The organism is Roseomonas sp. CECT 9278 (assembly GCF_918698155.1).
Taxonomy (GTDB): Bacteria; Pseudomonadota; Alphaproteobacteria; order Acetobacterales; family Acetobacteraceae; genus Neoroseomonas.
Genome location: NZ_CAKKLX010000082.1, coordinates 1 through 11,795 on the forward strand (window position 1 = coordinate 1; position 11,795 = coordinate 11,795).

Sequence of the window (11,795 nt, forward strand, 5' to 3'; positions counted from 1 at the left end):
GGCCGCCACGGCGCTCGCCGCCGGCCACGCCGCCGCAGCCGCGGCCGCGCGCGACGCCGCCGAGGAGGTCGCGCGGCTCGCCCTCGCGATGCTGGATGCGGCGCTGCCGGGCCTCGCCGCGGGCCATGGCGGCGCGCTGGCGGCGGGCTTCGCGCAGCGGTTGCGGCCGATGCTGGAAGGCGCGCCCGAGGCGCGGCTGCTGGTGGCGCCAGGCTTTGTCGATGCGACGCGCGAGCTGCTCGGCGACGGCATCGCCATCGCGGAGGACGCCGGCCTGGCCGCGGGCGATGCGCGCGCCGAATGGCGGTCGGGCGGCGCGACGCTCGATCTCGCGGCGCGGCGCCAGGCGATCCGCGGCGTTCTGGAAGCGGCCGGCCTCGGCCCCAGGGAGTAGACCATGTCGGGCAATACGAATTTCGAACCGCTGTCGGCCGCCAGCGAGGAAGCGCGCCAGGCCGCCGCCGGCCCGGTGCGGGAGCTGGAAGCGGTCTACGACATCCCGGTGCAGATCTCCGCCGTGCTGGGGCGCGCCACCATGCAGGTGTCGCAGCTGCTCAAGCTCGGCCGCGGCGCGGTGGTGGAACTGGACCGCAAGCTGGGCGAGGCGGTGGACATCTACGTCAACAACCGCCTGGTCGCGCGCGGCGAGGTGGTGATGGTCGACGACAACCGGCTGGGCGTCACCATGACCGAGATCGTGAAGTCGGACCGGGGGGTCTGAGCATGGCGCGCGTCCTCGTCATCGGATCGCTGGAGGCGGAGCTCGGCACCGCCGCGCGCATCGCCGCCGCGCGCGGCGCGCGGATCGCCACCGCCGAGGGCGCCGCCGCCGGGCTGGCGCGCCTGCGCGCGGACGGCGCCGACCTGGTGCTGTGCGATGTGCGCCACGACGTGGGTTGGCTGGTGGCGCAGCTCGCGGGCGAACGCATCGCCTGCCCGGTCATCGCCTGCGGCCGCCCGCAGGATGCCGATGCCGCGGTGCGCGCCATCCAGGCCGGGGCGAAGGATTTCCTGCCGCTGCCGCCCGATGCCGACCTGATCGCCGCCATGCTGCAGGCTGTGGCGGGCGAACCCGACCGGCCGGTCGTGCAGGATCCGGGGATGGCCGCGCTGCTGGCGCGGGCCGAGCAGGTGGCGCGCGCCGAGGCCTCGGTCCTCATCATGGGCGAGAGCGGCACCGGCAAGGAGGTGCTGGCGCGCCACATCCACGCCGCCTCGCGCCGCGCGCGCGGCCCCTTCGTGGCGTTGAACTGCGCGGCGCTGCCCGAAGCCCTGCTGGAATCCGAGCTGTTCGGCCACGAGAAGGGTGCCTTCAGCGGCGCCGTCGCCTCCCGCAAGGGCAAGTTCGAACAGGCCGAGGGCGGCACCCTGCTGCTCGACGAGATCGGCGAGATGGACCCGCGGCTACAAGCAAAAATCCTGCGCGCCATCCAGGAACGCGAGATCGACCGGCTGGGCGGCTCCGCCCCGGTGAAGGTGGATGTCCGCATCCTGGCAGCGACGCATCGCGACCTCGCCACCGAAGTGGCGCGCGGGCGCTTCCGCGAGGACCTGTATTTCCGCCTGGCGGTGGTGCGCCTGCGCATCCCCGCGCTGCGTGAACGCCGCGGGGACATCCTGCCGCTGGCGCGCCACTTCGCCGAACGCTACGCGCGCGCCAATGGCCTGCCCGAACGCGGCCTGCTGCCCGCCGCCGAGGCGCTGCTGCTGGCCCATCCCTGGCCGGGCAATGTGCGCGAACTGGAGAACACGCTGCACCGCGCCGTGCTGCTGGCCGAGGGCCACGCCATCGGGCCGGAGGCGATCGACCTGCTGGAAGCCGCGCCGGCGCTGCATGCCGAAGCGGTCGCGCCGGGCGTGCCATCCGCCGTGCCGCCGGTCACCGCGCTGGTCGGCCGCCGCGTCGAGGAGGTCGAGCGCGACCTGATCCTGGAGACGCTGTCGCACTGCCTGGGCAACCGGACGCGCGCGGCGGAGATGCTCGGCATCTCGATCCGCACGCTGCGCAACAAGCTGCATGAATACCGCGCGGCGGGCGCCACCGTGCCGCCGGTGCCGGGCCAGCCGCCCTATGCCCTGCCGGTCGGGTAGCGCGTGAACGAACTCGTCATCCCGGCCTGGCTGCGGCGCGCCCAGCCCGGCAACGACGTCACGCTGGCGCTGGGCGTGGTGGCGCTGCTGGTGGTGCTGGTGGTGCCGCTGCCCACGGTGCTGCTCGACCTCGGGCTGGCGTTGTCGATCACGATCTCGGTGCTGGTGCTGATGACGGCGCTGTTCCTGAAGCGTCCGCTCGACTTCACGTCGTTTCCCACGCTGCTGCTGCTGACCACGCTGCTGCGCCTGGCGCTGAACGTGGCGACCACCCGCACCGTGCTGACGCATGGCCACGAAGGGCCGCAGGCGGCGGGGCATGTGGTCTCGGCCTTCGGCGGCTTCCTGATGGGCGGCGACGTGGTGGTGGGGCTGATCGTCTTCGCCATCCTGCTGGTGGTGAACTTCATGGTCATCACCAAGGGCTCGGGGCGCATCGCGGAAGTGGCGGCGCGCTTCAGCCTCGATGCGCTGCCGGGCAAGCAGATGGCGATCGACGCCGACCTGTCGGCGGGTTCGATCGACGAGAACGAGGCGCGGCGGCGGCGGCGCGAGCTGGAGGAGGAGACCGGCTTCTACGGCGCGATGGATGGCGCGGCGAAATTCGTCCGCGGCGACGCCATCGCCGGGCTCATCATCACCTTCATCAACCTGCTGGGCGGCATGGCGATCGGCGTCGCGCGGCATGGCATGGCCTTCGGCGATGCGGCGCAGACCTTCTCGCTGCTGACCGTCGGCGACGGGCTGGTCAGCCAGATCCCCGCGCTGCTGGTCTCGATCGCCGCCGGCATCGTGGTGACCAAGGGCAATACCGAGGGCACCGCCGACCAGATGCTGATCGGCCAGCTCGGCGCGGGGCCGAAGCCGCTTGCGATCGCGGCCGGTGTGGCGGGGGTGATGGCGCTGCTGCCCGGCATGCCGATGCTGCCCTTCCTGGCGCTGGCCGGTGCGGCGGGCGCCGCGGCCTGGGCGAAGCAGAAGGCGATCGACGCGCCGCCGGTTGCCGCCGATGCGCCCGCCGCCGCCGCCGACCCGCCGATCGCCGACACGCTGCGGATGGACCTGCTGCGCCTCGAACTCGGCTATGGGCTGCTGTCGCTGGCCGCCGGCGACGCGCCGCGGCTGACCGAGCAGATCAAGGGCCTGCGCCGGTCCATCGCGCAGGAGATGGGCTTCGTGCTGCCCTCCGTCCGCATCCAGGACAACCTCTCGCTCTCACCCGACACCTACGCGATCCGCGTGAAGGAGATCGAGGCCGGGCGCGGCCGGTTGCGCCCACCGCTGGTGCTGGCCATCGACCCGGCCGGCGGCGTGCCCGACCTGCCCGGCGAACGCTGCAACGAACCGACCTTCGGCCTGCCCGCCCTCTGGATCGAGGAAGCGCAGCGCGAGGACGCGCTGGCGCGCGGCTGCACCGTGGTCGATGCCGCCGGCGTCGTCGCCACGCACCTGACCGAGATGGTGCGCGAGAACATGGCCGAACTGCTCTCCTTCGCCGAGACGCAGAAGCTGCTGGATGACCTGCCGGCCGAACACCGCAAGCTGGTGGCCGACCTGGTGCCGGCGATGATCGGCGTGGGCGGCATCCAGCGCGTGCTGCAGGCGCTGCTGGCCGAACGCGTGTCGATCCGTGACCTGCCGACCATCCTGGAAGGCATCCAGGAGGCATCCGCCGCGGGGGCGCGGTCGGTGCCGGGCATCCTTGCCATCGTTCGCGCGCGCCTGGCGCGGCAGCTGTCCGATGCGGCGCGCGGGGCGGGCACGCATGTGCCGATGGTGACGCTGTCGGCCGATTGGGAAGTCGCCTTCACCGAGGCGCTGGTCGGCCCGCCGGAGGAACGCCAGCTGGCCATGGCGCCGTCGCGCCTGGGCGACTTCATGCAGCGCGTGAAGGACGTGTTCGACGCCGCGAACAATGCCGGCGAGCATCCGGTGATGGTGTGCTCCGCCGCCATCCGCCCGCATGTGCGCGCCATCGTGGAACGCTTCCGTCCCTCGACGGCGGTGCTCGCGCATACCGAGATCCACCCGCGCGCCAGGATCCGCACCGTTGGCACGCTGTAGGTCAGCGCGCCATCGCCGCGAGTTGCGCGCGGACCAGCGCCTGCGCCTCGGCTGCGGGAATGCGCGCGAGCGCCGCCAGGTCGCGCCCCTGCGCGATGCGATCCACGATCGCCGCACCCAGCGCGTAGCCGCTGCGCGCCGGGATGTCGCCGCGATAGCCATGGGCCAGGTATCGCGCACGCGCCTCGCCGGTGGTCTCGTGCAGCCGGTCGGGCAATTCGGCAGCGATGCGCCGGAACAGCGCCGGGCCGGCCTCGGCCAGCGCGGCATCGCCCAGGAAGATGGCGCGCCGCGGCAGGCCGGGGTTCAGCACCGCGGTCGCGTGCACCGCCATCCCTTCCTTCCAGATGCCGAGCCAGAGCGGGTCGCCGCCCGGCAGGATCAGCGAAGGGTTCACCTCGTGGTGGTACATGTGGAAGCGTTCGTGATCGAGCAGCGGCCCCACCGCCTCGCCATGCAACAGCACCATCATGTCCAGGCCGAAGAACAGGCCGACACGCCCGCGCCAGGGCCGCGTCGCGGCATCGAAGTTCAGGAAGGACACGAAGCTGAGGGCGGGGACATCGAGCGCCGCATCCGGCAGGACGCCGCGGAAGTGCGTGATGCGCGCGCACCACAGCGCGGGCAGCGCGGCCGACAGGCGCCGCGCCGGCGCCGCCACCGGATCGAACACCGCCAGCCATCGCGCCAGGTCGACCCGCCCGATGCGCGCCGCGCGATAGGCGTCGATCATGGGCGTGAACCAGGTGGCGACCAGGGCGCGGCCGCGCGTGATGTCGTCGCCCGGCGGCAGGGCATCATAGGCCGCCCAGAAGGCGGGCATCAGGTCGTCATGGCCAGCGCAGGAGGCCGGCGCCGCCTGCGCGCGGGCTTGCGCCCCGCCGGCCAACACCACCGCGAATCCCCGCCGCCCGATGGCCACGCCCGCCCTCCCGGCCCGCACGCCGCCAGCATAGCCGCGCCGCATCGCGCGAGGCATCCCGGATGCGCCTGAAGACCTTCCGCGCGCCCCGCATGGCCGATGCCATGGCCCTGCTGCGCGATGAACTGGGCGCCGAGGCCATCATCCTCGGCACGCGCCGCGTGGCGCAGGGCGTCGAGGTCACGGCGGCGCTCGAACCCGAGGAACCGCTGCTGATCCCGCCCATGGCCGCGCCGACGGCGCCGGTGCAGGGGCCGCTCGGCTTCCACAACATCCCGCCGGCGCTGGGCACCGCGCTGGCCGCCGGGCCGCTGGAGGCGACGATCGCCGCGCGGCTCGGCTTCGCGGCCCTGCCCGCGGGGCGCGAACGCCCGGTGATGTTCGTGGGCCCGCCCGGCGCGGGCAAGACCCTCACCTGCGCCAAGCTCGCGGCGCGGCTGGTGATGCGCGGCGGGCACCCGGCCGTGGTCACCGCCGATGGCCAGCGCGCCGGCGCCACGGCGCAGCTCGCGGCCTTCACCGGCGTGCTGGGGCTGACCCTCGCGGTGGCGCCTACCCCGGCCACGCTCGCCAAGGCGCTGGCGCGGCGCGCGCGGGCCGAGGCCGTGCTGGTCGACACCGCCGGCTGCGACCCCTTCGACCCGCCGCAGGCGGTGGCGCTGCGGCGGCTGGCGACCATCGCCGAGGCCGACATCGTGCTGGTGCTGCCGGCCGGCCTCGATGCCGCCGAAGCCGCCGACCTCGCGCGTGCCTTCGCGGCACTCGGCGCGCGGCACCTGGTCGCGACGCGGCTCGATTCCGCGCGGCGCCTGGGCGCGGTGCTCGCCGCCGCCGAGGCCGGGCCGCTGCTGCTCACGGAAGGCGGCATCGGCCCGGACGTGGCGGATGGGCTGGAGCCTCTCTCGCCCGCGCGCCTGGCCGCGCGGCTTGAGGCACCCCGCCGCGCCGCGATACCCCCGCTGGAGGCCGCCTGATGCGCCACGCCATCGCCACCCCGCAGCCCGCGCGCGGGCGCGTCCTTGCCGTCGCCTCCGGCAAGGGGGGGGTGGGCAAGACCTGGTTCGCGATCACGCTGGCCCAGGCGCTTGCACGGCAGGGGGCGCGCGTGCTGCTGGTCGATGCCGATCTCGGCCTCGCGAATGTCGATGTGCAGCTGGGCTTCCAGCCGGAGCACGACCTCTCGGCCGTCATCGCCGGGCGCCTGGCCCCGGACGCCGCGGCGGCGCGCCATGCCGCGGCGGGGATCGACATCCTGGCCGGGCGGTCGGGCTCGGGCGCGCTGGCGGCGCTTGAAGGCGCCGCGCTGGACGCCGTCCTGGCCGCCATCGGCACGGCCGCGGCGGCCTGGGACCGCGTGGTGGTCGACCTCGGCGCCGGGCTGGAGGCGCCGCAGCGGCGCATCGCCGCGAGCGCCGACACGCTGCTCGTCGTCGCCACCGACGAACCCACCAGCCTGACCGATGCCTATGCCGTGCTGAAGCTGCATGCGCGCGACCGGCCGGGTGGCGATGCGCGCATCGTGGTGAACCTGGCCGGCGACACCGCCGGGGGGCAGCGCACCCATGCGGCGCTGGCGCGCGCGGCCGCCACCTTCCTGAAGCGGGAGATCCCGCTGGCCGGCGTGATCCGCCGCGATGCCAAGGTGCGCGACGCCATCCGCCACCAGGCGCCGCTGCTGACGCGCCACCCCGGATGCACCGCCGCGCAGGATGTCGAGGCGATCGCGCGCACGCTCGCGTGACGGCGCCCGGGCGGGCTTGCGCGCCAGCGCGGGCCGGTGTTCACCGGGGGGGATGCTCTCCCTCATCCGGCTCGACCGCGACCTTCGCGTGGACATCGTCCGCGGCTTCGCGCTGTGGGCGATCTTCGTGAACCACACGCCGGGCAATTGGCTCGGCTATGTCACGCCGCGCAACTACACGCTGGCGGATGCGACCGAGGCCTTCGTCATGCTGGCCGGCTATGCGGCGGGCCTCGCCTATGGGCTGGTGATGGACCGGCAGGGCTGGTTCTTCGCGGCGTCGCGCGTGATGGGGCGGGTCTTCACGCTGTATGTCGCGCATATCTTCCTGCTGGTGCTGTTCACCGCGCAGGTCGGCTTCTCGGCCGAGCGGCTGGACGCGGCGGCGTATCTCGACGAACTCCACCTCGACCCCTTCGCCGCCGAGCCGTATCGCGCGCTGCTGGAGGCGCTGCTGCTGCGCTACCAGCCTTCGTTCCTGAACATCCTGCCGCTGTACATCGTGGTGCTGGCGATGTTCGCGCTGGCCATGCCGCTGATGCGCCGGCCGTGGCTGATGCTTGGGCTGTCGGCCGCGCTGTGGGCGGGCGCGCGTGTCTTCGACATCACCCTGCCGTCCTGGCGGGGCGAGGACTGGTTCTTCAACCCGCTGGCCTGGCAGCTGCTGTTCTTCATCGGCTGCGCGATCGGCTACCGGCCGCCCGGCGGGGCGCCGCTGGCGGTGCCCTGGCGGGCCTGGGCGGGCGCGCTGTGCTGGGTGCTGCTGGCGGCGGGCGCGGCGATGACGGTGCTGATCTATTTCACGTGGGACTACGCCCAGGCGGCGCTGCCAGGCTTCGCGCCCTTCCTGGCGGCGATCGACAAGGCCGCCCTGCACCCGATGCGCCTGCTGACCATGCTGGCCTTGACGTACCTGATCGCCCACGGCGTCCCGCGCGACGCAGCCTGGATGCGCGCGCGGCCGGCGCTGGTGCTGGCCTTGCTCGGCCAGCAGGCGCTGCCGGTGTTCTGCGCGGGCATCGCGCTGTCCTTCGCGGCCCGCCTGGCGCTTGAATTCGACGATCGCTGGGCGATGCAGGCGGCGGTGAACCTGGGCGGGGCCGGGCTGCTGGTCGCGCTGGCGGTGCTGACCGCCTGGTACGGGGCCGAAAAGCGCGCCCCGCGCCGTCCGCCCTTGCCCAGCGCGGCGGCGGGCGATAGTCGTTGACCATGCGCCGCCTCCTGGCCCTGCTGGTCGGGCTGAGCCTTGCGTGGCCGGTCGCGGCCTCGCCGGGGCCGGGCTGTGGCGCGCCCGCGGAATGGCTGGAATCCCCGCCGCTGCGCGCGACAGCCACCGGCATCGCGACGGGGCGTCTGCGCATCCTGGCGGTGGGGTCGGCATCGGTCACCGGCGCGGGCGTGACCAGCCCGGCGGCGGCCTGGCCGATCCGGCTCGAGGCCATGCTGCGCGAACGCCGCCCGGACCTGTCGCTGAGCTTCGAGGTCCGCGGCACCCGCGGCGCCACCGCCGCCGACCAGTGGCGGCTGATCGAGGAAGCACTGCGCGCCACCCCGGTCGACCTGGTGATCTGGCAGGCCGGCATGACCGAAGCGGTGCGCGGCCTGCCGATCGACGACATGGCGACGGTCATCGGCCAGGGGCTGGAGCGGCTGCATGCGCGCGGCGTCGACGCCATCATCATGGGCATCCAGTACAGCCGCTTCCTGCGCGCCAATGCCGAGGTCGATCCCTATCGCGACGCGCTGCGCATGCTGGCGGCGGCGGGGCATGCGGGGTTCTTCTCCCGCTACGACATCATGCGCGCCTGGGCCGATGCGGGCACGGTGGACATGGAACGCGCGCAGCGCGACCGCCGCGCCGCCGAGATCGACAAGCTGAACGACTGCCTGGCGCGCGCGCTGGGCGCCTTCATCCGCGACGGGGTGGAGGAAGCGCGGCGCTGACGGCGTTGCCCGCTGCAGCACGATCTCACCTGGCGCGCGACCGCCGCGACGCTGCTGCGAGGCCCTGCGGATCGCTGTCCAGCCGCGATCCGGGAGCGCAAAGCGCGACCGCGCCCGGAGCACCTGCTGCCGCCAATGCTCCAGTGCATGGCGCGAAAGCCAAGCCCGCGCATGCGGGCGCCGATGTCTGAGGCAGGCTAAAACAATCCCTCGATCCGTCCCTGCGCATCAAGCCGGATGCTCTCCGCCGCCGGCACGCGCGGCAGCCCGGGCATGGTCATGATGTCGCCGCACACCGCCACCACGAAGCCGGCGCCCGCGGACAGGCGCACCTCGCGCACCGGCAGCACGTGGCCTTCGGGCGCGCCCAGCTTCGTCGGGTCGGCGCTGAAGGAATACTGCGTCTTGGCGATGCAGACCGGCAGATCGCGGTGGCCGTCCTTCTCGAAGCGTTCGAGCTTCTGCGCCACCGGCGCGGGGATGGCGACCGACGCCGCGCGATAGACCTCGCGCGCGATGGCCTCGATCTTGCCCGCCAGCGAGACCTGGTCGGCATAGAGCGGCGCGAAGGCTGCGCGCTTGCCCGCGATCATGCCCTGCACGGCGCGCGCGAGGTCGGTCGCACCCTTCGCCCCTTCCCCCCAATGCGTGCACAGGATCGCCTCGGTGCCGAGCGCACGCATCGCCTGCTGCACCGCCGCGATCTCGGCATCGCTGTCGCCGGTGAAGCGGTTCAGCCCGACCACCACCGGCACGCCGAACTTGCCGACATTCTCGACATGCCGCGCCAGGTTCACCACGCCGCGCTGCACCGCGGCCACGTCCTCGCGCCCGAGATCCGCCTTCGCGACGCCGCCATGCATCTTGAGCGCGCGCACCGTCGCCACCACGACGCAGGCGGATGGTGCCAGGCCCGCCTGGCGGCACTTGATGTCCATGAACTTCTCGGCGCCAAGGTCGGCGCCGAAGCCGGCCTCGGTCACGACCACATCCGCCAGCTTCAGCGCCAGGCGCGTCGCCATCACGGAGTTGCAGCCATGCGCGATGTTCGCGAAGGGCCCGCCATGCACCAGCGCAGGCGACCCCGCGATGGTCTGCACCAGGTTGGGCGCGAAGGCATCGCGCAGCAGCACCGCCATGGCGCCATCGGCCTTCAATTCAGCAGCCGTCACGGACCGCCCATCGCGCGTCTGCCCCACGATCATGCGCCCCAGCCGCGCCTGCAGGTCCGCGAGGTCCCTGGCCAGGCAGAACACCGCCATCACTTCCGACGCCACGGTGATGTCGAAGCCGTCCTCGCGCGGGAAGCCATTCGCCACGCCGCCCAGCGAGGACACCACGGACCGCAGCGCCCGGTCGTTCATGTCGAGCGAACGCCGCCACGACATCCGTCGCGCATCGAGGCCGAGCGCGTTGCCCCAGTAGACGTGGTTGTCCACCATCGCCGCCAGCAGGTTGTTGGCGCTGGTGATGGCGTGGAAATCACCGGTGAAATGGAGGTTGATGTCCTCCATCGGCAGCACCTGCGCGTAGCCGCCGCCGGTGGCCCCCCCCTTCACGCCGAAGCAGGGGCCGAGCGAGGGCTCGCGCAGCGCGATCATCGTCTTCACGCCGATCGCGTTCAGCGCATCGCCGAGGCCAACCGTGGTGGTGGTCTTGCCCTCGCCGGCCGGCGTCGGGCTGATGCCGGTGACCAGCACCAGCGCGCCATCCGGGCGGTCCTGCTGCGCGGCGATGAAATCGAGCCCGACCTTCGCCTTGTACTTGCCGTAGGGTTCCAGCGCGTCATCGGGAATGCCGGCACGCTCGGCGATCTCGCGGATCGGCTTCAGCGTCGCGGCGCGCGCGATCTCGAGGTCGATGGACATGCGTTTTCCCCCAGGCAGGTGTTTCGCGCTTACGGGGAGTGCCGCGCGCTTGCAAGCCCGGCGAGCCCGCCGGCGCAGGCCAGGCTTCGCAAGGCGTGCCACGCGCCGTATCGTGCCGCCAAACGCCCCGGGAGAACGACCATGATCCGCCGCCGCAGCCTGCTCGCCGCCGCGCCCGCCACGGCCCTTGCCCTGCCATCGCAGGCCCAGGATGCCTGGCCGACCAGACCCGTCACCATCGTCGTGCCCTTCGTCGCCGGCGGCCCGTCGGACATCGTCGGGCGCGTCATCGCGCTGCGCATGGGCGCCGCGCTCGGGCAGCCGGTGGTCGCCGAGAACCGCGCCGGCGCCAATGGCGAGGTCGCCGCGCGCGCGGTGGCCCGCGCCACGCCCGATGGCCACACGCTGCTGGTGGGTTCGATCGGCGTCTTCGCCATCAACGCCGCGCTGCGCCCGAACCTCGGCTACGACCCGGTGCGCGAATTCGCGCCCATCACGCTGGCGGTCACGACGCCCAACGTGCTGGTGGTGAACCCGCAGCGCGTGCCGGTGAACACGATGGCCGAGCTGGTGGCCTGGCTGAAGGCGAATGTCGGGCGGACCTCCTACTCGACCTCCGGCGTCGGGTCCTCCGACCACCTGACGATGGAGCTGTTCAAGCAGGTGACCGGCACCGACCCGACCCACGTGCCCTATGGCGGCGGCGCCGCCGCGGCGACCGACCTGATCGCCGGCAACGTGCAACTGTCCTTCCAGAACCTCGGCACCGTCGCCGGGCATATCCAGGGCGGGCGGCTGAAGGCGATCGCCGTCACCTCCCGCCAGCGGCACCCCATCCTGCCCGACGTGCCGACCGCCATCGAAGGCGGCATCGCCGACTTCGAAGTGACCTCCTGGCAAGCCCTGATGGCCCCCGCCGCGGTGCCCGCGCCCATCCTCGCGCGCCTCAACGCCGAAGCCACCGCCGCGCTGAAGCACCCCGAAAGCCGCCAACGGCTGGAACAGATCGGCTTCACCGTCGTCGCCGGCAGCGCGGCCGACTACAGCACCTTCCAACGCGCCGAAATCGACCGCTGGCGGCGCGTGGTGCAGACGGCGAACATCCGGGCGGAGTAGGCGTTGGGCGGCGCGCGGGGGAGGGCTTCGCCCTCCCCCGGACCCCCAC

11 protein-coding genes are annotated in these 11,795 nt (G+C 73.3%); 9 read left to right on the forward strand and 2 right to left on the reverse strand.

Going from position 1 to position 11,795, the window contains the following annotated elements; all coding sequences use genetic code 11:
• The 4 genes from LQ222_RS25300 to flhA form a co-directional block, all read left to right on the forward strand.
• A partial coding sequence (locus LQ222_RS25300) for a hypothetical protein (protein ID WP_230169652.1) occupies window positions 1-394 on the forward strand: 394 nt, incomplete at its 5' end.
• Between the two features lie 3 nt (window positions 395-397).
• Complete coding sequence (gene fliN / locus LQ222_RS25305; protein ID WP_230169653.1) at window positions 398-721, forward strand: flagellar motor switch protein FliN; 324 nt, start codon at window positions 398-400, stop codon at window positions 719-721.
• Window positions 722-723: 2 nt separating this feature from the next.
• The gene (locus LQ222_RS25310) at window positions 724-2,091 is read left to right on the forward strand and encodes a sigma-54 dependent transcriptional regulator (protein WP_230169654.1); all 1,368 of its coding nucleotides are present in this window, start codon (window positions 724-726) and stop codon (window positions 2,089-2,091) included.
• Window positions 2,092-2,094: 3 nt separating this feature from the next.
• Window positions 2,095-4,155: a flagellar biosynthesis protein FlhA gene (gene flhA / locus LQ222_RS25315; RefSeq protein WP_230169655.1), complete on the forward strand. Its 2,061-nt coding sequence runs from the start codon at window positions 2,095-2,097 to the stop codon at window positions 4,153-4,155.
• Between the two features lies 1 nt (window position 4,156).
• Here flhA and LQ222_RS25320 read toward each other — a convergent pair whose 3' ends face one another.
• Window positions 4,157-4,978, reverse strand: a complete 822-nt coding sequence (locus LQ222_RS25320) for a hypothetical protein (protein ID WP_230169656.1) — start codon at window positions 4,976-4,978, stop codon at window positions 4,157-4,159.
• Window positions 4,979-5,139: 161 nt separating this feature from the next.
• Here LQ222_RS25320 and LQ222_RS25325 point away from each other — a divergent pair, with 161 nt between their 5' ends.
• The 4 genes from LQ222_RS25325 to LQ222_RS25340 are packed head-to-tail and all read left to right on the forward strand — an operon-like array spanning window position 5,140 to window position 8,762.
• Window positions 5,140-6,051 (forward strand): hypothetical protein, encoded by a 912-nt coding sequence (locus LQ222_RS25325; protein ID WP_230169657.1) that lies wholly within the window; start codon window positions 5,140-5,142, stop codon window positions 6,049-6,051.
• Complete coding sequence (locus LQ222_RS25330) at window positions 6,051-6,818, forward strand: AAA family ATPase (protein ID WP_230169658.1); 768 nt, start codon at window positions 6,051-6,053, stop codon at window positions 6,816-6,818. The genes LQ222_RS25325 and LQ222_RS25330 overlap by 1 nt, the downstream gene beginning before the upstream one ends.
• Window positions 6,819-6,870: 52 nt before the next feature.
• The gene (locus LQ222_RS25335; protein WP_230169659.1) at window positions 6,871-8,025 is read left to right on the forward strand and encodes an OpgC family protein; all 1,155 of its coding nucleotides are present in this window, start codon (window positions 6,871-6,873) and stop codon (window positions 8,023-8,025) included.
• A gap of 2 nt (window positions 8,026-8,027) precedes the next feature.
• A complete protein-coding gene (locus LQ222_RS25340) occupies window positions 8,028-8,762 on the forward strand; it encodes an SGNH/GDSL hydrolase family protein (RefSeq protein WP_230169660.1) in 735 nt (244 codons plus the stop codon).
• A 197-nt stretch (window positions 8,763-8,959) separates the two neighbouring features.
• Here LQ222_RS25340 and LQ222_RS25345 read toward each other — a convergent pair whose 3' ends face one another.
• On the reverse strand, window positions 8,960-10,630 hold the full coding sequence (locus tag LQ222_RS25345) for a formate--tetrahydrofolate ligase (protein ID WP_230169661.1): 1,671 nt from the start codon (window positions 10,628-10,630) through the stop codon (window positions 8,960-8,962).
• A gap of 141 nt (window positions 10,631-10,771) precedes the next feature.
• Here LQ222_RS25345 and LQ222_RS25350 point away from each other — a divergent pair, with 141 nt between their 5' ends.
• Window positions 10,772-11,746 (forward strand): tripartite tricarboxylate transporter substrate binding protein, encoded by a 975-nt coding sequence (locus LQ222_RS25350; protein ID WP_230169662.1) that lies wholly within the window; start codon window positions 10,772-10,774, stop codon window positions 11,744-11,746.
• The last annotated feature ends 49 nt before the right edge of the window (window positions 11,747-11,795 follow it).

Coding starts and splice junctions, on each gene's coding strand:
- LQ222_RS25350 (WP_230169662.1), top strand. CDS start 10,772: ATGATCCGCCGCCGCAGCCTGCTCGCCGCCGCGCCCGCCACGGCCCTT.
- LQ222_RS25340 (WP_230169660.1), top strand. CDS start 8,028: ATGCGCCGCCTCCTGGCCCTGCTGGTCGGGCTGAGCCTTGCGTGGCCG.
- LQ222_RS25335 (WP_230169659.1), top strand. CDS start 6,871: ATGCTCTCCCTCATCCGGCTCGACCGCGACCTTCGCGTGGACATCGTC.
- LQ222_RS25310 (WP_230169654.1), top strand. CDS start 724: ATGGCGCGCGTCCTCGTCATCGGATCGCTGGAGGCGGAGCTCGGCACC.
- LQ222_RS25330 (WP_230169658.1), top strand. CDS start 6,051: ATGCGCCACGCCATCGCCACCCCGCAGCCCGCGCGCGGGCGCGTCCTT.
- LQ222_RS25345 (WP_230169661.1), bottom strand. CDS start 10,630: ATGTCCATCGACCTCGAGATCGCGCGCGCCGCGACGCTGAAGCCGATC.
- LQ222_RS25325 (WP_230169657.1), top strand. CDS start 5,140: ATGCGCCTGAAGACCTTCCGCGCGCCCCGCATGGCCGATGCCATGGCC.
- LQ222_RS25320 (WP_230169656.1), bottom strand. CDS start 4,978: ATGCCCGCCTTCTGGGCGGCCTATGATGCCCTGCCGCCGGGCGACGAC.
- fliN (WP_230169653.1), top strand. CDS start 398: ATGTCGGGCAATACGAATTTCGAACCGCTGTCGGCCGCCAGCGAGGAA.